Annotated in this window: 22 protein-coding genes and 1 pseudogene; 18 read left to right on the forward strand and 5 right to left on the reverse strand. The window is 65.2% G+C overall.

What is annotated here, in order from left to right:
* Nucleotides 1-255 precede the first annotated feature (255 nt).
* The 7 genes from QY049_RS09760 (at nt 256) to QY049_RS09790 (ending at nt 6,182) form a co-directional block, all read left to right on the forward strand.
* Nucleotides 256-1,665: a TldD/PmbA family protein gene (locus tag QY049_RS09760; RefSeq protein ID WP_194477862.1), complete on the forward strand. Its 1,410-nt coding sequence runs from the start codon at nt 256-258 to the stop codon at nt 1,663-1,665.
* A complete protein-coding gene (locus tag QY049_RS09765; RefSeq protein ID WP_258763833.1) occupies nt 1,652-2,464 on the forward strand; it encodes a 3'(2'),5'-bisphosphate nucleotidase CysQ in 813 nt (270 codons plus the stop codon). Before QY049_RS09760 ends, QY049_RS09765 begins: the two co-directional genes overlap by 14 nt.
* A 62-nt stretch (nt 2,465-2,526) precedes the next feature.
* The gene (locus tag QY049_RS09770) at nt 2,527-2,775 is read left to right on the forward strand and encodes a DUF4170 domain-containing protein (RefSeq protein WP_194477860.1); all 249 of its coding nucleotides are present in this window, start codon (nt 2,527-2,529) and stop codon (nt 2,773-2,775) included.
* Nucleotides 2,772-3,485, forward strand: a complete 714-nt coding sequence (locus QY049_RS09775; protein ID WP_194477859.1) for a lysophospholipid acyltransferase family protein — start codon at nt 2,772-2,774, stop codon at nt 3,483-3,485. The genes QY049_RS09770 and QY049_RS09775 overlap by 4 nt, the downstream gene beginning before the upstream one ends.
* Entirely contained in the window at nt 3,448-4,803 is a 1,356-nt protein-coding gene (locus QY049_RS09780) for a 3-deoxy-D-manno-octulosonic acid transferase (RefSeq protein ID WP_258763832.1), read from the forward strand. The genes QY049_RS09775 and QY049_RS09780 overlap by 38 nt, the downstream gene beginning before the upstream one ends.
* Complete coding sequence (lpxK, locus tag QY049_RS09785) at nt 4,796-5,812, forward strand: tetraacyldisaccharide 4'-kinase (RefSeq protein ID WP_258763831.1); 1,017 nt, start codon at nt 4,796-4,798, stop codon at nt 5,810-5,812. The genes QY049_RS09780 and lpxK overlap by 8 nt, the downstream gene beginning before the upstream one ends.
* Nucleotides 5,813-5,879: 67 nt before the next feature.
* Nucleotides 5,880-6,182 carry a hypothetical protein gene (locus tag QY049_RS09790; RefSeq protein WP_258763830.1) on the forward strand — a complete coding sequence of 101 codons (303 nt, stop codon included), beginning with the start codon at nt 5,880-5,882 and terminating at the stop codon, nt 6,180-6,182.
* A gap of 22 nt (nt 6,183-6,204) precedes the next feature.
* Here QY049_RS09790 and QY049_RS09795 read toward each other — a convergent pair whose 3' ends face one another.
* Nucleotides 6,205-6,432 (reverse strand): DUF2093 domain-containing protein, encoded by a 228-nt coding sequence (locus tag QY049_RS09795; protein ID WP_128968398.1) that lies wholly within the window; start codon nt 6,430-6,432, stop codon nt 6,205-6,207.
* Between the two features lie 167 nt (nt 6,433-6,599).
* On the opposite strand from QY049_RS09795, the gene QY049_RS09800 reads away from it, so the two are divergent.
* Nucleotides 6,600-7,430 (forward strand): dienelactone hydrolase family protein, encoded by an 831-nt coding sequence (locus QY049_RS09800; RefSeq protein WP_258763829.1) that lies wholly within the window; start codon nt 6,600-6,602, stop codon nt 7,428-7,430.
* 208 nt (nt 7,431-7,638) lie between these two features.
* Nucleotides 7,639-7,788, forward strand: coding sequence for a hypothetical protein (locus QY049_RS09805; protein WP_258763828.1), 150 nt, complete (start codon nt 7,639-7,641; stop codon nt 7,786-7,788).
* Nucleotides 7,789-7,961: 173 nt separating this feature from the next.
* Here QY049_RS09805 and xseA read toward each other — a convergent pair whose 3' ends face one another.
* Complete coding sequence (xseA, locus tag QY049_RS09810) at nt 7,962-9,584, reverse strand: exodeoxyribonuclease VII large subunit (RefSeq protein ID WP_258763827.1); 1,623 nt, start codon at nt 9,582-9,584, stop codon at nt 7,962-7,964.
* Between the two features lie 366 nt (nt 9,585-9,950).
* On the opposite strand from xseA, the gene QY049_RS09815 reads away from it, so the two are divergent.
* From QY049_RS09815 to QY049_RS09830, 4 genes are all read left to right on the forward strand, one after another.
* On the forward strand, nt 9,951-10,961 hold the full coding sequence (locus QY049_RS09815; protein ID WP_258763826.1) for an alpha/beta hydrolase: 1,011 nt from the start codon (nt 9,951-9,953) through the stop codon (nt 10,959-10,961).
* Entirely contained in the window at nt 10,958-11,515 is a 558-nt protein-coding gene (locus QY049_RS09820; protein ID WP_258763825.1) for a hypothetical protein, read from the forward strand. The genes QY049_RS09815 and QY049_RS09820 overlap by 4 nt, the downstream gene beginning before the upstream one ends.
* Entirely contained in the window at nt 11,515-11,814 is a 300-nt protein-coding gene (locus tag QY049_RS09825; protein ID WP_057741722.1) for a transcriptional regulator, read from the forward strand. Before QY049_RS09820 ends, QY049_RS09825 begins: the two co-directional genes overlap by 1 nt.
* Before the next feature lie 257 nt (nt 11,815-12,071).
* Complete coding sequence (locus QY049_RS09830) at nt 12,072-12,485, forward strand: hypothetical protein (RefSeq protein ID WP_258763824.1); 414 nt, start codon at nt 12,072-12,074, stop codon at nt 12,483-12,485.
* A 28-nt stretch (nt 12,486-12,513) separates the two neighbouring features.
* Here the strand turns inward: QY049_RS09830 and QY049_RS09835 are convergent, their stop codons facing one another.
* Together QY049_RS09835 and QY049_RS09840 are read right to left on the reverse strand one after the other, a co-directional pair.
* On the reverse strand, nt 12,514-13,167 hold the full coding sequence (locus QY049_RS09835) for a hypothetical protein (RefSeq protein WP_258763823.1): 654 nt from the start codon (nt 13,165-13,167) through the stop codon (nt 12,514-12,516).
* A 156-nt stretch (nt 13,168-13,323) separates the two neighbouring features.
* Nucleotides 13,324-14,394 (reverse strand): RelA/SpoT domain-containing protein, encoded by a 1,071-nt coding sequence (locus QY049_RS09840; protein ID WP_301269289.1) that lies wholly within the window; start codon nt 14,392-14,394, stop codon nt 13,324-13,326.
* Between the two features lie 329 nt (nt 14,395-14,723).
* Between QY049_RS09840 and QY049_RS09845 the strand changes: the two are divergent.
* The 3 genes and pseudogenes from QY049_RS09845 to QY049_RS09855 all read left to right on the forward strand — a co-directional run.
* A pseudogene (locus QY049_RS09845) lies at nt 14,724-14,925 on the forward strand (transcriptional regulator); the annotation flags it as partial.
* 158 nt (nt 14,926-15,083) lie between these two features.
* Nucleotides 15,084-16,367, forward strand: coding sequence for a phosphoribosylamine--glycine ligase (gene purD, locus QY049_RS09850; RefSeq protein WP_258763821.1), 1,284 nt, complete (start codon nt 15,084-15,086; stop codon nt 16,365-16,367).
* A gap of 285 nt (nt 16,368-16,652) precedes the next feature.
* Complete coding sequence (locus QY049_RS09855; RefSeq protein ID WP_258763820.1) at nt 16,653-17,558, forward strand: alpha/beta fold hydrolase; 906 nt, start codon at nt 16,653-16,655, stop codon at nt 17,556-17,558.
* Here the strand turns inward: QY049_RS09855 and QY049_RS09860 are convergent.
* Nucleotides 17,555-18,013, reverse strand: a complete 459-nt coding sequence (locus tag QY049_RS09860; protein ID WP_258767071.1) for a nucleoside deaminase — start codon at nt 18,011-18,013, stop codon at nt 17,555-17,557. The two genes, QY049_RS09855 and QY049_RS09860, sit on opposite strands and share 4 nt — an antisense overlap.
* Nucleotides 18,014-18,132: 119 nt before the next feature.
* On the opposite strand from QY049_RS09860, the gene QY049_RS09865 reads away from it, so the two are divergent.
* Nucleotides 18,133-20,148, forward strand: coding sequence for a pseudouridine synthase (locus QY049_RS09865; RefSeq protein WP_301269290.1), 2,016 nt, complete (start codon nt 18,133-18,135; stop codon nt 20,146-20,148).
* Between the two features lies 1 nt (nt 20,149).
* Complete coding sequence (rsmD, locus tag QY049_RS09870; protein WP_194477843.1) at nt 20,150-20,707, forward strand: 16S rRNA (guanine(966)-N(2))-methyltransferase RsmD; 558 nt, start codon at nt 20,150-20,152, stop codon at nt 20,705-20,707.

Here is a 20,707-nt window from a genome sequence, read left to right on the forward strand (position 1 = left end):
ATGTTCCCGGTCGATACGAGGACCTTAGCGCAGGCCGCTCCGAAAACCGCTTAAAAAGGCTGGTTAATCCAGCGTCACCGCCCGCCATGATTGACAAGACCTTGGCGCGCATGATTGACGAGACGTTGCGCAGGTCTTGCGAATCTGAGCCTTTTGCAGCCTGAAAATGCTTGAAGTCCGCACCATTTGGGCACATCTGGTGTCCAGGCCCTGAGGTCGCCCCGAACCTCCCGCGCCCCCAACAGGATTTCGTTCGTGAACTCTTCACCATCCGCAAGCTCGACGCTTTCGTCCCAAGGCTCTTCAAAAGCCAATCGCGACCTGTTCGATCAGTCCGCGCTCTCGGATCTTGCGCAGCGTCTGGTCGAGGCGGCCAAGCGCGCCGGCGCCGATGCTGCCGATGCGGTCGCGGTGCGCGGTGTCTCGCAAGGCGTCGAGGTGCGCGACGGCCGCGTCGAGGAATCCGAACGCTCGGAGGGCGACGATGTCGGCCTGCGCGTGCTGGTCGGCCAGCGCCAGGCCGTGGTCTCCACCAACGACACCAGCGGCGATGCCGTGACCAAGCTCGCGGAACGCGCGGTGGCGATGGCGCGCGTCGCGCCTGACGACAAATATGTCGGCCTTGCCGATCCCGCGCTGCTCGCGCGCGACTTCCCAGATCTCGATCTGCTCGATCCCAACGTGCCCGCAACATCGGAGCTCGAGCGCCGCGCACTCGAGGCCGAGGCTGCCGCGCTTGCCGTGAAGGGCGTGTCGAAATCCGGCGGCGCGTCGGCCTCATCAGGCATGGGCGGCATGGTGCTCGTCACCTCGACCGGCTTCCACGGCTCTTACCTGCGCTCCAGCCAGGGCATCTCGGCGACCGCGATCGTCGGCGAAGGCACCAGCATGGAGCGCGACTACGACTTCACCTCGGCGCCGCATGGCGCCGATCTGTTGTCGCCCGAAGTCGTCGGCCGCTCCGCCGGCGAGCGCACCGTGGCGCGCTACAATCCGCGCAAGGTCGAGACCTGCAAGGTGCCCGTCGTGTTCGACCCGCGCGTCGCCGGCTCGCTGGTCGGCCACGTCGTCGGCGCCATCAACGGCGCCTCGATCGCGCGCAAGACCAGCTTCCTCAAGGACAAGCTCGGCCAGCAGCTGTTCTCGAAGAACATCCGCATCATCGACGATCCCCTGCGCAAGCGCGGCCTGCGCTCGCAGACCTTCGACGCCGAGGGCGTCGCGGTGAAGCGGACCGCGCTGGTCGACGAAGGCGTGCTGACGACCTGGCTGCTCGACTGCGCCACCGCGCGCGAGCTCGGCCTCACCACCACCGGCCACGCCCATCGCGGCGTCTCGTCCTCGCCCTCGCCCGGTCCGTACAATCTGCATCTCGAAGCCGGCACACCGACGCCGGCGGAGCTGATCGCCGACATCAAGCAGGGCTTCTACGTCACCGACCTGATCGGCTCCGGCGTCAACGGCGTCACCGGCGATTACAGCCGCGGCGCCTCCGGCTTCTGGATCGAGAACGGCGAGCTCACCTATCCCGTGAGCGAGGTGACGATCGCGGGCCATCTGTTCGAGATCTTCAAGTCGATGCAGCCGGCGAACAATCTCGAGTTCCGCTACGGCATCAATGCGCCGACGGTGCGCATCGAGGGACTGACGCTTGGCGGACGCTGACTTTTCCGACGCAGCGATCCTGACGCGCGACGCGGCGCTGCTGCAGGACACGGTGCGGGAGGCGGGCAGCCTCGCGCAGTCGATGTTCCGCACCGAGCTGAAGAAGTGGATCAAGGGCGCATCCTCGCCGGTCTCGGAAGCCGACATCGCCGTCAACGACCTGCTCGAGGCGCGCCTGCGCGGCGCCACGCCTGATTATGGCTGGCTGTCGGAGGAGAGCTCCGACGACGCGACACGATTGTCGCGGCGGCTGACCTGGGTGGTCGATCCGATCGACGGCACCCGCAACTATCTCAATGGCCACGACGAATGGTGCGTCAGCGTCGCGCTGGTCGAGGATGCTTCGCCCGTGCTGGCCGCCGTGTTCGCGCCTGTCAGCAACGAGTTCTTTTTCGCCGCCCGCGGCCGGGGCACGATCCTCAACGGCAGGCCGGTCCGCGCGACGGGCGGCACTGCGCTCGACTTCGCCCGCATGGCCGGCCCGAAGCCGATGGTCGAGCGGCTCGACGTTTCGGGCGGCGACATCAAGCTGCATCCGCGAATCGGTTCGCTGGCGTTGCGGCTGTGCCGTGTCGCCAATGGTGGGCTGGATGCGGCTTTTGCGGGGGGCAACAGCCATGATTGGGACCTTGCGGCGGCCGATTTGATCGTGCAGGAAGCGGATGGTAGGATGAGCGACCTCTCCGGAGGTACCATCCTCTACAATCGTCGGGAAGTGACGCACGGGGTGCTGGTGGCAGCGGGACGCGATCGTCATGCGAGCATTGTCGCGCATTTTCGAAACCGTCCCTTGCCCTGAAGCGCCTGTCGGCGTGCTTGTCGACAACTGCTTTGCCGGGCAGCCTCTTAGGAACAGAACTCATGCCAGATAGTGCCCCGCAACAACTGCTGCATCTCGTCATCGGCGGCGAGCTGCTCGACCTCGAGCACAACACCTTCAAGAACCTCGACGACGTCGAGGTCGTCGGCCTCTATCCGAACTACGCGTCCGCCCATGCCGCCTGGCGTGCCAAGGCGCAGAGCACGGTCGACAACGCACAGATGCGCTATTTCATCGTCCACCTGCACCGGCTGCTCGATCCTGCCCAAGAAACGAAGCCGGCGCGTTGAAAAAACTGCTTCGCAATACGCTGCGAAGCAGCTGGTTTCAGCGTGCCGTCGGGGTCCTGGCGGCCGAATATCTGCGTCTGGTCTGGCGAACCAACAAATTCACGTTCGATCCGCCCGGCGTCTACGACATCGTCGAGCCGCAGATCCCGGCGATCTTCGCGTTCTGGCACGGCCAGCATTTCCTCACGCCGTTCATCAAGAACAAGGAGTCCTACCGGGCCAAGGTCCTGATCTCCCGTCATCGCGACGGCGAGTTCAACGCGATCGCCGTCGAGCGGCTCGGCATCGGCCTCATCAGGGGCTCCGGCGACCATGGCAGCGCTTTCCACCGCAAAGGTGGTGTGGGCGCCTTCAAGGAGATGGTGCGAACGCTCCAGGACGGTTGTAATGTCGCGCTGACCGCCGATGTCCCCAAGCGCGCGCGCGTGGCCGGGCTCGGCATCATCATGCTGGCACGGGAATCGGGGCGGCCGATCATGCCTTTCGCAATGGCGACCAGCCGCTTCATCCGGCTCAAGAACTGGGACCGCACCACCATCAACCTGCCGTTCGGGCGGGGCGCCCTGGTCGGCATCAAGGAAATCCACGTGCCCGCCGATGCCGATGCCGCCATGATGGAAACGCTGCGGCAGGAGCTCGAAGACACGCTGAACGAGGCCACGAGCCGCGCCTATGCACAGCTCGGCCGCCCGGGACCCGCAGATGGCTAGTTTGCCCCATGCGCTGCCCAAGTCCCTGCCGATGACGCTGCGGATGTACCGGCGCCTGGCGACCAGCCTGGTGCCGCTCGCGCCTGCGCTGATCAAGCGGCGGCTGAAGCAGGGCAAGGAGGATCCCGCCCGCGTCGGCGAGCGCCGGGGCCTCAGCCGGGACGTGCGGCCGCATGGCCCGCTGGTCTGGATTCACGGCGCCAGCGTCGGCGAGGTGCTGGCGGCGGCGGCGCTGATCGAGCGCCTGCGCGATCTCAATCTGCGCATCCTGCTCACCTCGGGCACCGTCACATCCGCGGCCGTCGTCGCAAAACGTTTTCCGCCCGACGTCATCCATCAATACGTGCCGTATGATTCCCCGCGCTATGTCGCGCGCTTCCTCGATCATTGGAAGCCGTCGCTAGCGCTGTTCATCGAATCCGACCTGTGGCCGAACCTGATCCTGGCGGGTGCGGCGCGCCGGGTGCCGATGGTGCTGATCAACGGGCGGATGTCGCCGCGCTCCTTTCCGCGCTGGCGGCGGATGCACGGCACCATCTCGGCGCTGCTGTCGCGCTTCGACATTTGCCTCGCGCAATCCAAAACCGATGCCGAGCGTTTCTCCGCACTCGGCAGCCGCGATGTCGTCACGACAGGGAATCTCAAGCTCGACGTCCCGGCGCCGCCGGCCGATCCCGCCAAGCTCGACCGGCTGATGGCGATGACGCGCGGCCGGCCGATCATCGTCGCGGCCTCGACCCATCCGGGCGAGGACGAGATGCTGGTCGCGGCGCATCGCAGCCTCGTCGGCATCTTCCCGCAACTGCTGACCGTGATCGTGCCGCGCCATCCGGATCGCGGCTCGTCGATCGCAGGCATGGTCACCGCATCGGGCCTGAAGCCGGCGCTGCGCTCGCGCGACGAGCCGCTGGCGGCCACCACCGATATCTATGTCGCCGACACCATGGGCGAGCTCGGCCTGTTCTACCGCCTCTCGCCTGTCGTGTTCATGGGCGGATCGCTGATCCGCCATGGCGGGCAGAATCCGATCGAGGCGATCAAGCTCGGTGCGGCCATCGTGCATGGTCCGCATGTCTTCAACTTCACCGACGTTTACGCGGCACTCGACCAAAGCGGCGGCGCGCGCCAGGCCGACACCCAGGAGGCGCTGGTCAAGCAGCTCGGCCTGTTGCTGGCCGAGCCCACCGTGCGCGACAAGATGCAGCACGCGGGAAGCCGCGTGGTCGGGGAGCTCGGCGGCGCGCTCGATCGCACCATGACGGCGCTCGAGCCGTATCTGATGCAGTTGCGGATCGAGATGGGAGCGGCCAATGCGTGAGCCGGCCTTCTGGTACCGGCCGCGTTCCCCGAAGTCGCATCTGCTCAGCCCGTTGGGCGCGCTCTACGGCGCCATCGCCGCGCGCCGCATGGCGCGCAAGGGGTTCGACGCCGGCATCCCCGTGCTCTGCGTCGGCAATTACCATGTCGGCGGCGCCGGCAAGACGCCGACCGTGCTGGCGCTGACCAAGCTCCTGCGCGAGCTCGGCGGGACGCCTGTCGTGCTCAGCCGCGGCTATGGCGGGCGCCTGCACGGCCCTGTCATGGTCGATCGCGAGCGGCACACCGCGGCCGACGTCGGCGACGAGCCGCTGATGATGGTGCGCGACGTGCCGGTCGCGGTCGCACGCGACCGTCTCGACGGCGTCGCGCTGGCGAAGTCGCAGGGCGCCACCGTCATCCTGATGGACGACGGCTTCCAGAACCCGCAACTGCTCAAGGACGCATCGCTGGTCGTGATCGACAGCGAGCGCGGCCTCGGCAACGGCAAGGTGTTTCCGGCGGGGCCCCTGCGTGCGCCCTTGAGGGCGCAGCTTGCGCGCACCGACGGGCTCGTGCTGATCGGCGACGGCCATGCCGCGGACGATGTCGCATCGGAGATTTCCGCGCGCGGCAAGCCGGTGCTGCGCGCCCGGCTGAAGCCGGACGCCGCGTCGGTCGGGCAGCTCTTCGGCAAGCGCGTCTTTGCGTTCGCCGGCATCGGCGATCCCGAGCGCTTCTTCCGCACCTTGCGCGCCAGCGGCATCGAGGTCGCACGCACGCGTCCCTTCGCCGATCACCACACGTTCTCGCGCGACGAGCTCGCTGCGCTCGCAGCGGACGCGCAGCGCGAGCAGCTCACGCTGGTGAGCACGGAAAAAGATCTCGCGCGCCTGCGCGGCATCGATGGCGTGCCTGACGGCATCGTACCGTTCGCGGTGCAGCTCGAGTTCGACGATCCGGCCAGGCTCAGGCAACTGATCGGCGACCGTCTCTACAAGGCCCGCGAGCGACGCTTCAGCGCGCGCTGATCTCTCGCCATTCAGCCGACATTCATCGCAAGGCTTCTATCGATCTCGTGCGATCCTGGAGACTACGATGAAACTGCCCTCTGCTGCCGTTGCCGCCGGCCTTGCGTGTCTGATCGTCGCGCCGGTGCTTGCGCAGACGACGCCGGCGCCTGCGACTTCAGCCGCCACGGTGCCGGTTCCCGCGACCAGGCGCGTGGGCTGTCTCGCGACCACGCAGAGCCTGAAGGGGCAGGACAAGCGCGACCAGATGCAGCTCTGCATGGCGCAGGCGCGGCTCGATTGCCTCAGGCAGGCGATCGATCAGAAGGTCGTCGGCGAGGCGCGCAAGAGCGCGATCAAGGCTTGCGTGGGCACGGATGGCGCGGAGTAGCAATGGCTGCGCGCCTGCGGCCTCACGATTGCGGCTTCGGCGCGTTCGGAAAATGCCGCTGCAGCACCGCGGCGGGCGTGGCGTAGGCTTCCTGCAGGTCCACGCTCCAGTACTTCAATTCGTCGAGCGGGATCCGCGTGTCGGTGATGGCGCAGCGTACGAAGGTGCCCGGCGAGATCACGCGGAAATCGCCGTCGAGATATTGCACCTGGGCTTCGCCATGGCCCGAGGGGCCGAACTTGTTCAGCACGGTCGAAAGTCTCCGTGGGAGGCCCTGAAGGGCGCGATGTGTTGGACTGGATGTAGCATAGATAGGGTGGCTTGTCCGCCCGTCAAACCCACCGGTTTGTGATGTTTTGCCGCCGTATCAGCATGATAGTGCTTGGGACCGTGCGGCACCTCCTGCGACAGAGTCCGATGCGCCCCGTACTTTCCGCCCTGTTCCTGACACTGCTGATGTCGGCTGCGCACGCCGCGCCGGCGCCTGCGCCGCAGCCGGTCGAGATTCCGCTGTCGTCGGGCGTCCTGCATGCGCAGCTGTTCAAGCCCGAGGGCGAGGGGCCGTTTCCCGCCGTGATCGCGTTGCACGGCTGCGGCGGCCTCGGCAGTCATGCCGATCCGGTGCTGCCGCGCTATCGCGACTGGGCCGAGCGCCTGCTCAAGGCGGGCAATGCCGTGCTGCTGCCCGACAGCTACGGCTCGCGCGAACTCGGGCCGCAATGCCGCGTCAAGGAGATGCACGTCAAGGCGCGTCGCGAGCGCGTCGCCGACATCGCGGCTTCGCGCGCCTGGCTGATGAAGCAGAAATGGGTGACGCGCAACCGCGTCAGCCTGATGGGCTGGGCGAACGGCGCCAGCGCGCTGCTCTGGGCGGTGCGTCCGCAGGCCGCGGCGCGTGGCGCGGCACCGGACTTTCGCGCCGCGATCGCCTTCTATCCGGATTGCCGGATCTCCGCCGGCCTCGGCTGGAGCACGCGGGTGCCGACGCTGGTTCTGATCGGCGCGAATGACGACGTCTCGTCGCCGCCGGCCTGCCGCCAGATGGTGGAGGGGGCCTATGGCCGCAGCGCGCTCGCGCGCATCGTGGTCTATCCCGGCGCCTTTCACGATTTCGACCGCGCCAACACGCCGCTGCACGCCGCCGCCGCCGGCACCGATGCCGCCGTCCCCGAGCACGGCCATTCCGGCACCGATTCCGAGGCGCGCGCGGAATCGCAAAAGGAAGTCGCGGAATGGCTGGCGCGCTAGCTCGCAGGAGCGGGCCCGCCGCGCCGTAGCTCCGCAGGAGCGAAGGCGGGGCCGCCCGAGGAACAGCGTGAGGCGGACAGCCCCGCATCGACCACCGCCCTGCACGGACCGAAATGGCCGACCGTGAATCTACGGATCGCGCCCCGCGCCGGTTTCACCTGAAGTCGGCGCCATAGTTCGACCATGATGTCGGCTAAACGCATCTTTCATGCGCAGCCGCATCGTCATCTTCTCATCCGCACTGGCCATCTTCACCGTCGCGGTGTTCCTGTTCGAAGCCCACGCCGGCTCGCCCCCGAGCGCGCCCGATCATTGCGGCTTCTGGACCACCATGGACGCGGGATTGTCCTGCCGGTAGCGGCGCGCGCATTCCGCACAGACGGTGTCATCGCCCGGCTTGACCGGGCGATCCAGTACGCCGAGACGGCAGTGATTCACCGATAAGCCGCGGAGTACTGGATTTCCCGCTCCAGTGCGCAATTGCGCACAAGGCGGGGAATGACAGCGAGTGTGGAGCACCGCTATCTCATCTCAGAACAAGCTGCCCTGATCCACCGGCTTGGCCACGCGCTTCGGCGCGGGCTTCGCCTCCTGCGCGGCCGGCTTCGGTTGCGCCGGCGGGCGCTTCGCCGTCGGTGCTGGCCGATCCGCATCGGCCGTTGCGCCGACGCGTCCGTCGGCAAACTCGATCGCGATCCGCGCATTCGGTCCCACCGAGTCGGCCGAATGCAGCGGATGCCCGGCTTCATCGCGCACCAGCGCGAAGCCGCGGGCGAGCACGCCGCGATAGGACAGGGCCGAGAGCAGCTTGCCGCTGTTCTCGACGCGGGCATCCAGCCGCTGCAGCAACGTCACCAGAGCGCGGCCCGCGCGTTCGGAGAGCCGCTGCGTGCGCTCGCGCTGGCGGGCAATGGCGTTGCGCTGGGCCTGCGCGTTGGAGAGCTTCGAGGCACGCAAACGAACTTCAAGCCCGGCGAAGCGGTCGCGCCGTTGCCGCAGCAGCGCGCGCGCCGAGAGGCCGAGCCGTTCGCCTGACACGGTGAGCCGGTGCCCGGCCTGCGCGATCTGGCCGTGCAGCACCCGCAGCGTCAGCTTCGAGCTTGCCGCGGTGAACCTGCGGAAATGCGCATGCGTGTTGGCCTTGAGCCCGCGGGGCAGGGCGCTGCCCGCCGAATCCAGCCGCTGCCGCGGGATCGCCAACAGGTCTGTTGCGGCAGGCAAAGCCCGCGCCGCCGCGCGCAGCTCGCTGCGGCGGCTCTCATGCGCGCGCTGCCAATACGCCCGCGTGCGCCGCGCGAGATCAGCGACCTCGACGAACAATTCGCTGCGCACCGGCACGGCCATCTCGGCCGCCGCCGTCGGCGTCGGCGCGCGCTTGTCGGCGACGAAGTCGATCAGCGTGATGTCGGTCTCGTGGCCGACGGCCGAGATCAGCGGGATCATGCTCTCGGCTGCCGCGCGGACCACGATCTCCTCGTTGAACGACCAGAGATCTTCCAGCGAGCCGCCGCCGCGCGCGACGATCAGCACGTCGGGCCGCGGAATCTTGCCGCCCTCAGGCAGCGCGTTGAAGCCGCGGATCGCGGCCGCGACCTGCTCGGCCGAGCCTTCGCCCTGCACCTTCACCGGCCACACCAGCACGTGGCGCGGAAAGCGATCCTCCAGCCGATGCAGGATGTCGCGGATGACGGCGCCGGTCGGCGATGTCACCACGCCGATCACTTCGGGCAGCCACGGCAGGAGCTGCTTGCGCGCCTCGTCGAACAGGCCTTCGGCGGCGAGCTTCTTCTTGCGCTCCTCCATCAGCGCCATCAGCGCGCCGATGCCGGCAGGCTCCAGCGCCTCGATGACGATCTGGTATTTCGACGAGCCCGGATAGGTCGTCAGCTTGCCTGTCGCGATCACCTCGAGGCCCTCCTGGGGCTTGAAGCGCATGCGGCCGTGCACGCCCTTCCAGATCACCGCCTCGATCTTGGCGCTCTCGTCCTTGAGCGCGAAATAGCAATGGCCGGAGGAATGGGCGCCGCGGAATCCGGAGATCTCGCCGCGGACCCGGACGTGGCCATAAGTATCCTCGACCGTCCGTTTCAGGGACTGGGAGAGCTCGGAGACGGTGAATTCGGGCGTATTGAGCAGCGGTTCCGCAGAGGGCATCGGCAAACGATTCGGCATTTTGGGGTCAGACCCGACGTTAAGGATTTTCGCGACCCAGCGCCATCCAAGGCGCGACGAAATGAGATTCGGTCGGCTGCCCGTGGTTCACCTCTCCCCAGCGGGGAGAGGTCGGATTGTCCTGGCGATGCGAAGCATCGTCCGGGACAATCCGGGTGAGGGGGCGCGGCACCCTGTGAGACCAGAACCCCTCACCCGTATCGCATCTATCGATGCGATCCGACCTCTCCCTGCGGGAGAGGTGATCCGAGTTCTGGGTGCGCTTCGAAATCCCGATTTAGGGAGTTGCATAGAAGAGTACTCTGTAATATAGAGTTCTCTATTGATTGAGGTCAGGGAGTTCGGGTCATGGCGATGCGTTTGCTGCGAGGGGTGCTGGGCTTGCTCAAATGGGGGCTGTGCGCGGTCGGCGCCGTGGCGTTGATCCTCACCGCCCTGATCGCCACGCCGCTCGAGCGGCCGGCGGAGATGCGCTCCGTCTCGGAGTCGGTCAAAGGCATCGACTGGTCCACGCTGCCGCCGCTCGAGCGCTTCCAGGCCCGCGACGGCACCTGGCTCGGCTACCGGCACTATCAGCCGAAGGGAGCAGCCACCGACCGCGGCGCCATCTTCATCCACGGCTCCTCCGGCTCATCCGCCACCGTCAATCACGCCCTGACGGCGGCGATGGCCGCACACGGCGTCGAGACCTGGGCGCTGGACACGCGCGGCCACGGTGCGTCGGGCACCCGCGGCGACATCGGTTATGTCGGCCAGCTCGAGGACGACCTCGTCGATTTCGTCGCCCATGTCCGCAAGAGCGCGCCAAATCTGCCGCTGACATTGATCGGCCATTCCGCCGGCGCCGGCTTCTCGCTGCGCATCGCCGCGACGCCGATCGTCCAGGACCTGTTCGTCCGCACCGTGCTGGTCGCGCCCTATCTCGGCTATGACGCGCCGACCAACAGGCCGCATTCCGGCGGCTGGGCCAATGCCGACATCCCGCGCTTCATCGGGCTCACTGCGCTTCGCAAGCTCGGCATCGATTGCTGCTCGCAGCTGCCGGTGCTCGCCTTCGCCGTCCCTGCGAATTCCGAGCGCTATCTGACGGCGACCTATTCCGATCGCCTGATGCGCAACTTTGCGACGCGCGGCTATCGCCTCGATCTGCCCGCCGTGACGCATCCGATGACGATCTTCGGCGGTAGCGACGACGAGATGATGATATCAGGCAAATACGCCGAGACCGTGCAGGCCATCAGGCCTGATATCGACGTCAAGATCATCGACGGCGTCAACCACATGGGCATGGTCACCAATCCGAAGGCGGTCAATGCGATCGCCGAGGACGTGGCGACGCGCGGAGCGAACCAGTCATGATCGACAGCAAGGAGGCGTCCGCCGCGCTGGCGGACATCGACGACATCGTCCAGCGCGTTAAACAATCGCAGCTCTACGAACTGGCGAGCCTCGCAGCGCTGTGGTGGGGCGTTCTGGTCTTCGCGGGCAACCTCATCACCTGGCTCTGGCCGTTCTACGCGAAGTACGCCTGGCCCGCCGTCGACATCCTGGGTGTCGGCGGCCTGATCGCGATCCGGCTGCTGACGCCGTCGCAAATCCAGGGCCAAACCCAAGCCTTCGACGTCAGGATCGTGCTGGTCTTCGCGCTGTTCTTCGCGTTCGGCAACATCTGCACCGACGTGCTCGGTCATTTCGGCCCGCGCGAGCTCGGCGCCTTCTGGCCTGTTTATTTCATGCTGTTCTACACGCTCGCCGGTCTCTGGTTCGGCACCGCCTTCGTCGCCATCGGCATCGGTATCATCGCGCTGACGCTGATCGGCTTCTTCTACATCGGCGAGGCCTTCCCGCTCTGGATGGCCTTCGTCAACGGCGGCGGCCTGATCCTCGGCGGTCTCTGGATGCGGCGGATCTGATGGCCGAGCTCGACGACATCATCCATCAGCCCTTGCGGCTGAAGATCATGGCGGCCCTGAACGCATTGCCCGTGGCATCAGGCCTGGAATTCGCACGGCTGAAAAAACTCACCGGCGCCACCGACGGCAATCTCGGCGCCCATATCGAGACGCTCGCCAAGGCCGGCTATGTCTCGGTCGACAAGGCTTTTGTGGGCAAGAAGCCGCAGACGACGGTGACTGCGACAGCGGCGGGCCGTGGTGCGTTCGCGCGGCACGTGGCGACCTTGCAGGAGATCATTGCGGGGAAGCAGGTGTAGCTCCGCCGTCATCGCGGTGCTGATTGCTGTGCCCTAGCCCCTCTTGTCCGCCGAAGCCCGCCTTCGGGCGAAGGCGGATGCGGGAGAGGGCATCTCCGCTGGTCAACCCACGCTCACTTGGGTGAGGGGTTCTCTCGGCGAGTCCCGCTCCCACTTGAACCGATGAGGCTGACAGCGCACTAAACCATGTCGGCTGGATGCCTGGGCTTTGGAGTTTGGTGCACTGTCACCATTTGGTCGATGGACGGAGCGGACCCGTGAGATTCTTGCCGAGAATTCTGCTCGTAACCGCTCTCGTGAACCTTGCTCCAGCCGCAGCCCAGGCGCCGAAGCAAGCCGTCGCGTCTCCTGCCGTGCAGAAGGAGTTCGATGGCTTCATCGAGAAGTTTCGCGCGGCGCTGAAGGCAAACGATTCCGCCGCCGTCGCCGGCATGACGCGATTGCCGTTCATGAACGACAAGGCAAATGGCGACGCCGCGCAATTTCGCGCCAAGATCTATTCGACCTCGTTCACGGCGAAAAATCGCGCCTGCATCCAGCGCGGCAAGGCCGTCTACGATCGCGATCAGGAAAACAATGACAATTACTTCGTCTTCTGCGGCGACCTCATCTTCGTCTTCACCAAGACGCCGGCAGGATTCCTGTTTACGGATGTCGGCGCGAATGACTGATCCGGCGAATGAGGTGACTTGTGTTAGACTAGCTCCACGCGATAACGAACGGCTTTATATAGCGGCTCTTATCCATTTTGCCGAAAATCGAAAGAGATACGCTCCCACCGCGGAGGCGAGCGGAAAGGTGTCCAGTAGGGGGGATCAAATTATCTCGAATCCCAACCAACTTTTCGAAACTCATACCCACTCGGAAGACGGACGTCGGCTCATCAACGAGCTGCAAGAACTGCATATTGTTTGCAGCTTCTCGCCATCCATCTGAATCATCCGTCGTATGAATCGGCCTGAAATCCTCCTTGATTATACAAAACGCGCTACCTTTGCTAAGAGCAAGATGCCAAGCTCGGTCCAGGGTATGTCCCAGCTCAGCGGCCCCTCCCAACGCGTCAACGACGCGGCGATATCGATCTTGCCGCGTCGCGACAAAATTCTCGGTCGATTTTTCGCCTTTCGTGCGCTTTAGATTGATTTCTGCGTCAACGTCGACTGTAGGGCCGCCTAAAGCCTTGACAATAGCGCCAAGGCCCAGTCGCGGCTTGATAGCGCCCGAGTAGTCACGGCTGTTTTGCCTTTCCGCCGAGAAGGTTTCGAGCTTGCCTTGACCGACTTGGTTTGAGAGATCCTCGATGCCGGGTTCGTCAAAATAGAGAATTTCTCTTAGTTCGTGAGCATCCTGCACTTGAAACCCTCCCCAGCTTCGTGTCGTTGCGAATTCACGCGGTCGGACTGGATTGCCGTGCGACATTTCGGTCAACCGCCATGGGTACCCGATCGTCTTCAGAATTACAGTGACCTTGCTGTCACCGTAATTCCTGGTCGCCATCAAACTCGTCGCTCACTGTTGAATGCCATATTCCGCCATCCTTGCGGCGTGTGTCTCCGGATCGAGTATCTTGTAAGCGCGCATCATCATACCCAGAAAATCCCTCACATCGTTGAAGTAATTTCTGAATGCTGATTTTACTTCTTCGACGTTTCTGGCACCCACTAAGACGATGTTGTCTTCCGGAAATTCCTTTTCGAGTTCAAGCAGCCTGGAAGATGCCTCTAATTCCAGGTCGAACTGATAAAGCTTAAACCCGTTCTTCTTGCCGATATGCAAGATGATGTGGTCTGCTTCTATATGGTCTCCTACCCAATCGTTGATGACCAAATTGACAAGCATATGCATCACACCAATTTCGCCATTTAGCTTCTCGAACGCAGCATACAATTCTTTGTTGCTTAGATTGGGAAACAATCGTGGTGGGCATTCCTCCAGACTCCTAGCGAGCATTTCGCTGGCTAGCCTAAACAACTCGACATAGCGTCGGTCGCCACGATCGAATTTGGGCTCATGCTCGGTCACCTCAGTTACGACCTCGACGGCTGTAGACCACGCATGCTGAATGCCCGTTCGGTACTGAATTTCAATAAGAAGGCCGTCGCACTTCGGATTCCCCTTCTTTGACTTGGACCTGTGTTCGTAGATGTCGTGGATGCCCCGGTAGCCACGATCCGAAGGTCTTTCTATGTAGTTGTACTTATCTTTCTCGTTTTTGCGGATATGCTTGAATTTTGCATGATGGACCTTGGAACGAAATTCCTGGAGCATTTTGATACTAGGGAATATCAGCCGGCAACCAGCCACGTCATCCATGCGAGCAAGCTGCATTCCGTCATGGCGTGACAGTTTGTCGATAATCGTTGAGCGGCGCTTCAATCGCTGCGCCACCTGCACATCCAAGTTCTTGGCTCTGGCCCGCAAGAGCGACTGAAACGAGTTGATCACATCGCGATGGGCCATCCTCCACGACTCTAGAATTGCCGCCTGTCCCGGTTCCAACTTGCCGCCACGGAGCGCGTCGCCAGCGCGATTAATCGCACCCTTTGAGCCCCAATGGGGCAATTCTTCCTGCTTCGCCATGGCCCTTAATGCCGCCTCAACAGACCCGCTTTCGGTCCACTGCCGGAGCACAGCGAGGGGGACGCGTTCTCCGTGTGGGAGGCGCGTTATAAACCTGTGGTCATGTGTATTCAAAGTGATAACTCCCTTCGCGGGAAGGAGCGGCGATCGACCGATGCAGGCTTACGTGGGTTAGGCGCTTGCCGCGGCGTCTGTGCGATTTCGGAATAATAGCATTGTGCGCCTGTTTTGCCCGACGCATCAAGCCGAATTACGGGGCCTTGCGGTAACAGTGCATTAAACGGTGCCAACTGACGCTTTGGAATTTGGTGCAGTGTCACCGCAATTCCAAGAAGCTTCCCGGCGCGACCGACGGCAATCTCGGCTCGCATATCGAGACCTGGGCCACGGGCAGTTATGTTTTGGTCGACAAGGCTTTCGTCGGCACGAAGCCGCAGCCGACAGTGACCGCCACGGCGGCCTGTCGCGACGCTGCAGGAGATCGTTGCGGGGAAGCAGGTTGAAGCAGGTTTAGGTCATCGGCCAGATTAGTACAGTTGGTTGGGAAAGTAGAAAATCGGCACTGGTAATTCCGGGCTTGCGGCCTCGGCGCGCCCCGGAATGACGGGGAGTTCGGACCTGCCCCCTTGAGCGCCACCCCGATTCGTGCGACCTCCGGCCCCAGCAAAACCCCTCATTTCGAGCCCTCGATGCACATTCTCCTGCTTGGTTCCGGCGGCCGCGAACATGCCCTGGCATGGAAGATCGCAGCCTCTCCCCTGGTGACCAAATTCTGGTGCGCGCCCGGCAATGCCGGCATCGCGCGGGAGGCGGAATGCGTGGCGCTCGATGTCGCCGACCATGCCGCCGTGATCGACTTCTGCAAAAAGAACGCGGTCGAGCTGGTCGTGGTCGGGCCGGAGACGCCGCTGGCGGCCGGCATCGTCGATGATCTCACCGCCGCAGGCATCAAGGCGTTCGGGCCGAACAGGATCCCGGCCCAGCTCGAAAGCTCCAAGGGCTTTACCAAGGCGCTCTGCACCGAGTTCGGCATTCCGACCGGCGCCTACAAGCGATTCACCGATGCCGATGAGGCGCGCGCCTATGTGCAGAGCCAGGGTGCGCCGATCGTCGTGAAGGCCGACGGCCTTGCCGCCGGCAAGGGCGTCGTCGTCGCCAAGACCGTGCGCGAAGCCGAGGACGCCATCGCCATGATGTTCGAGGGTGCCTTTGGCGAGGCCGGCACTGAGGTCGTGATCGAGGAGTTCCTGCCGGGCCGCGAGATCAGCTTCTTTGCGCTCTGCGACGGCGAGACCGCCATTCCGCTGGCCTCCGCGCAGGACCACAAGCGCGTGTTCGACCATGATGTCGGCCCGAACACCGGCGGCATGGGCGCCTATTCGCCGACGCCTTTGGTGACGCCGGCGATCCACGACGCGATCATGGCCAAGATCATCCTGCCGACCGTGGCAGGCATGAAGCAGCGCGGCACGCCGTTCCGCGGCATTCTCTACGCCGGCATCATGCTGACCACGCAGGGCCCAAAGCTGTTCGAGTTCAACGTCCGCTTCGGCGACCCCGAATGCCAGGTGCTGATGCTGCGCATGATGAGCGACATCGTGCCGGCGTTCCTGGCGTCGTGCGACGGCCAGCTGAAGAACTTCGACCTTCGCTGGTATCCGGAATCCGCGCTCACGGTGGTGATGGCGGCGAAGGGCTATCCCGGCGACTATCAGAAGGGCACGCGGATCGAGGGGCTCGATGACGCGGCCAAGGTCGACACCGTCGAGATCTTCCACGCCGGTACGGTTGCGAAGGACGGCGCCATCCTCGCCAATGGCGGCCGCGTGCTCAATGTCTGCGCGCTGGGGGCGACCGTGACCGAGGCGCAGGCGCGCGCCTATCAGGCCGTCGACCGCATCAACTGGCCGGAGGGCTTCTGCCGCCGCGACATCGGCTGGCAGGCGGTGGAAGCCGAGAAGGCCAAGGGCTAATCACCTCTCCCCATCGGGGAGAGGTCGCGCCGAAGGCGCGGGTGAGGGGGCGCGGCAAACTCGGTGCAGAGTAACCCCTCACCCGGATCGCATCTATCGATGCGATCCGACCTCTCCCCTCGGGAGAGGTGATCCGAGTTCTGAGCGCGCTTCTCGACATCCCAGAAATGCACAATGGGATTTTGGGGTTAGTAGCCCCGATGATAATACCGCTACTGTGCATGGGGTTGTTTTCGATTCTTGGTCGAGGTGCCCCCGCGATTGACCAGATAAGGATGCAAGAAGATGTCCGATCTCGCCGACCTCTATCCCGGCTTCGCCTCCGAATGGATCGACACCTCGTTCGGCCGCATCTTCGCCCGCGTCGGTGGCAAGGGGCCGCCGCTGCTCCTGCTGCACGGCTTCTCGGAGACGCATGTGATGTGGCATCGCGTGGCGCCCGACCTGGCCTCCCAGTTCACGCTGATCATCGCCGACCTGCCGGGCTATGGCTGGTCCGACATGCCCGAGAGCGATGCGCTGCACATGCCCTACTCTAAGCGCGCGATGGCGAAAGCGATGGTCGAGGCGATGGAGCAGCTCGGCCACGTCCACTTCGCGCTCGCCGGCCACGACCGCGGCGGCCGCGTCTCGTACCGCCTCGCGCTCGATCATCCCGGCCGGCTGTCGAAGCTCGCCGTGCTCGATATCCTGCCGACCTATAATTACTGGGAGCGGATGAACCGCGCCTATGCGCTGAAGATCTATCACTGGACGTTTCTCGCCCAGCCCGCGCCGCTGCCGGAGACGCTGATCTCCGGCAACGGCGAATTCTTCCTGCGCTTCAAGATGGCGAGCCAGACCAAGTCGAAGACGCTGGACGCCATCGACAAGCGCGCGCTCGAGCACTACATCGCCCCGTTCCGCGATCCCGCCCGCGTGCACGCGATGTGCGAGGACTACCGCGCCGGCGCTTACATCGACTACGACCTCGACAAGGCCGATTTCGAGGCGGGCAAGAAGATCACCGTGCCCATGCTGGCGCTGTGGGGCGGCGTCGGCATCGCCCAGGCCGCGGCGACGCCGCTCGATGTCTGGAAGCAATGGGCCACCAACGTCGACGGACAGCCGGTCGACTCGGGCCACTTCCTCACCGAGGAGAACCCCGACGTCACCGCGAAGGCGCTGCGCGCGTTCTTCGCAGGCACCTAGCGCCGCTCGCGAAAGAACTCCTTGAGCAGCCGCGACGCCTCGCTCTCGCCGACCCCGGAATAGACGTCCGGGGCGTGGTGGCAGGTCGGCGAGGCAAAGAACCGCACGCCGGACTCGACCGCGCCGCCCTTCGGGTCGGCCGCGCCGTAATAGAGCCGCCGGACCCTTGCAAACGAGATCGCGCCCGCACACATGGTGCATGGCTCCAGCGTCACGTAGAGGTCGCAGTCGATCAGGCGCTCGCTGCCGATCTTCCTCGCCGCCTCGCGCAGCGCAATGATTTCGGCGTGTCCGGTGGGGTCGCAATCGGTCAGCGTCCGGTTACCGGCGGCGGCGATGACCTCGTTATCGCGGACGATGACGCACCCGATCGGAACTTCGCCCGCCTTTCCGGCATTTTCGGCCGTTTTGAGCGCCAAATCCATGAAAGAGGGGGCTTTCAAGCCTCGTATCATCCGAAGAAACCTGCTAGTAGCTGCGCCTTCAGCAGAAGTGCTTAACCGATTTTGCCTGAGCATGCGGCTCGGAACGAGCGCGCACAATGCCACTGGCCATCCCCTGAGTGAGATCATTCATGCCTCGCGACAGCGACAAAGACAACGATTCCCGCGGCCGGCGAGGCCCGGCCAAAGGCGGCCGCAGCGGCAAGCCGCGCGGCCCCGAGAAGAAATTCGCCAAGCGCGGCTTCGAGGGCAAGAGCGAGGGGCGGGGCGACCGCGACAGCCGCCCGCCCCGTGGCGATCGCGATAGCCGTCCCTTCCGCCGCCGCGAGGAGGGCGATGCGCCGCGCCGCGATTTTTCCGACCGTCCACGCTTCAAGCGCGACGATCGCGGTGGCGAGGGCCGCGGCGAGCGCAGCTTCAAGCCGCGTGGCGACCGTCCCTTCTCCGATCGCGGACCGCGCGATGGCGAGAAGCGCTCCTTCAAGCCGCGCGGTGATCGTCCGTCCCATGGCCGCGACGACCGTCCGCCGCGCAGGGATCGCGATGACGCTCGTCCGGCAGGTCGCTTCGGCGACAAGAAGTTCGGCGACAAGCGGCCCTATGCGCCGCGCGGCGACCGTCCGGAGCGCAAGTTCGACGGCGAACGCAAGTTTTCGCGCGGCGGGCCGGATCGCGGCCCGCGCGAGGATCGTGGCGAGCGCAGCTTCAAGCCCCGTGGCGACCGCCCGAATTTCGATCGCGGCGATCGCGCGCCGCGCGGTGAGCGTCCGGAGCGCAAGTTCGACGGCGAACGAAAGTTTTCGCGAGGCGCACCGGATCGCGGCCCCCGCAAGGATTTTGGCGGCCGCGATCGCGGCGAGGACAAGCCTTGGCAGAAGCGTGACGACCGTCGCGACGGCGGCCGCGGTGACGACCGTCCGCGCTTCTCGCGCTCGCGCGATGATCGTGCATCGGGCGATCGCCCGTTCCGTGACCGCCCCAAATTCGACCGCCCGCGTGAGCGCCCCGAGGGACGCTCCGACTGGCACGAGCATCCGCGCAGCGAAGGTCGCTTCGGCGATCGTCCGCGCCGTGACAACGAAGACGAGAGCAGGATCTTCGAGAAGCGCCCGGCCTTCGGCGGCCGCGGCTCCTATCGTGCGCGCGAGCGTGATTTCGAAGGACGGCCGCGCCGCGAGGAAGCGCCGAAGCCGAAGAAGGAAGGCGAGCGCATCGCCAAGGCACTGGCGCGTGCGGGCCTCGCTTCGCGCAGGGATGCCGAGGAGATGGTCACGCAAGGCCGCGTCACCGTCAACGGCCGCGTGATCAATTCGCCGGCGCTCGACATCACCAGGAACGACGTCGTCCTGGTCGACGGCAAGCCGTTGCCGGAGCGCGAGCGCACGCGGCTGTTCCTCTATCACAAGCCGCGCGGGTTGATGACGACGCATGACGACCCGGAGGGGCGTCCGACCGTGTTCGACAATCTGCCCGAAGGCCTGCCGCGCCTGATCTCGATCGGCCGGCTCGACTTCAACACCGAGGGCCTCTTGCTGCTCACCAATGACGGCGGCCTCGCGCGCACGCTCGAGCTGCCTGACACCGGCTGGCTGCGCCGCTACCGCGTCCGCGCCCACGGCGACATCACCCAGGCTCAGCTCGACCAGCTCAAGGACGGCATCGAGGTCGAGGGGGTCAAGTACGGTCCGATCGAAGCGACGCTGGAGCGCGATCAGGGCGCCAATGTCTGGCTGGTGTTCGCGATCCGCGAAGGCAAAAACCGCGAGGTGCGCAACGTCTGCGCCCATCTCGGGCTCGAGGTGAACCGCCTGATCCGCGTCTCCTACGGTCCGTTCCAGCTCGGCGAAGTCCCCGAGGGGCAGGTCGAGGAAATCCGCGCCCGCGTGCTGCGCGAGCAGCTCGGCGACAAGGTGATCGAGAAGTCGGGCGCGCAGTTCGACGTGCCGAAGAAGTCGTCAGGCGAGGGCGAGAAGACGTCCAAGCGCGCCGTGATCGCCGACCGCAAGGGCCGCCGCGTGCTTGTGCAGCGCACCGGCAGCGACGAGGCGCGCGAGCGCAACGAGGAAGAGGCCAACGGCTACGGCCCGCCGCGCCGTCCCAAGCGCGGCTATCACGGCAAGCGCGATTTGACGCCGCGGGACGAATAGCATGCGCGTGGTCGGCGGTCGCTTGAAGGGGCGCAATCTCGCCTCACCGTCCTCGCGCGACATCCGTCCCACGGCGGATCGCCTGCGCGAGTCCGTGTTCAACATCCTCGTGCATGCCTATGACAATCCGATCGAGGACGCGCGCGTGCTCGATCTCTTCGCCGGCACCGGCGCGCTGGGCATCGAGGCGTCCTCGCGCGGCGCAAAGTTCACGCTGTTCGTGGACAACGGCGCCGAGGCGCGCGCGCTGCTCCGCAACAACGTGGAGGCGCTCGGCCTCGGCGGCGTCACAAAAGTCTATCGCCGCGACGCGACCGATCTCGGCCCCGCGCATCCGGTCGAACCGTTCTCGCTGGTGTTCCTCGATCCGCCCTATGGCAAGGGCTTTGCGGAGAAGGCGCTGGCGTCCTTGCGCGACGGCGGCTGGCTGACGCCGGGTGCGTTGCTGGTGGTGGAAGAGGCGAAAGCCGCGCAGTTTGCGGCGCCGGAAGGATTTGAGGAATTGGAGCGGCGCGCGTATGACGACACGGAGTTCGTGTTCTTGAAGCGCAACGCGTAG

Origin of the sequence: Bradyrhizobium sp. WYCCWR 13022 (genome assembly GCF_030435535.1) — a bacterium.
Classification (GTDB): Bacteria; Pseudomonadota; Alphaproteobacteria; order Rhizobiales; family Xanthobacteraceae; genus Bradyrhizobium.

Bases quoted from the DNA above. Each gene is read 5' to 3' on its own strand.
- QY049_RS09865 (WP_301269290.1), top strand. From the start codon at position 18,133: ATGCCTCGCGACAGCGACAAAGACAACGATTCCCGCGGCCGGCGAGGC.
- QY049_RS09855 (WP_258763820.1), top strand. From the start codon at position 16,653: ATGTCCGATCTCGCCGACCTCTATCCCGGCTTCGCCTCCGAATGGATC.
- lpxK (WP_258763831.1), top strand. From the start codon at position 4,796: ATGCGTGAGCCGGCCTTCTGGTACCGGCCGCGTTCCCCGAAGTCGCAT.
- QY049_RS09860 (WP_258767071.1), bottom strand. From the start codon at position 18,013: ATGATACGAGGCTTGAAAGCCCCCTCTTTCATGGATTTGGCGCTCAAA.
- QY049_RS09825 (WP_057741722.1), top strand. From the start codon at position 11,515: ATGGCCGAGCTCGACGACATCATCCATCAGCCCTTGCGGCTGAAGATC.
- QY049_RS09820 (WP_258763825.1), top strand. From the start codon at position 10,958: ATGATCGACAGCAAGGAGGCGTCCGCCGCGCTGGCGGACATCGACGAC.
- QY049_RS09770 (WP_194477860.1), top strand. From the start codon at position 2,527: ATGCCAGATAGTGCCCCGCAACAACTGCTGCATCTCGTCATCGGCGGC.
- QY049_RS09780 (WP_258763832.1), top strand. From the start codon at position 3,448: ATGCACAGCTCGGCCGCCCGGGACCCGCAGATGGCTAGTTTGCCCCAT.
- QY049_RS09790 (WP_258763830.1), top strand. From the start codon at position 5,880: ATGAAACTGCCCTCTGCTGCCGTTGCCGCCGGCCTTGCGTGTCTGATC.
- purD (WP_258763821.1), top strand. From the start codon at position 15,084: ATGCACATTCTCCTGCTTGGTTCCGGCGGCCGCGAACATGCCCTGGCA.
- QY049_RS09840 (WP_301269289.1), bottom strand. From the start codon at position 14,394: ATGGCGAAGCAGGAAGAATTGCCCCATTGGGGCTCAAAGGGTGCGATT.
- QY049_RS09815 (WP_258763826.1), top strand. From the start codon at position 9,951: ATGGCGATGCGTTTGCTGCGAGGGGTGCTGGGCTTGCTCAAATGGGGG.
- QY049_RS09800 (WP_258763829.1), top strand. From the start codon at position 6,600: ATGCGCCCCGTACTTTCCGCCCTGTTCCTGACACTGCTGATGTCGGCT.
- rsmD (WP_194477843.1), top strand. From the start codon at position 20,150: ATGCGCGTGGTCGGCGGTCGCTTGAAGGGGCGCAATCTCGCCTCACCG.
- xseA (WP_258763827.1), bottom strand. From the start codon at position 9,584: ATGCCCTCTGCGGAACCGCTGCTCAATACGCCCGAATTCACCGTCTCC.
- QY049_RS09805 (WP_258763828.1), top strand. From the start codon at position 7,639: ATGCGCAGCCGCATCGTCATCTTCTCATCCGCACTGGCCATCTTCACC.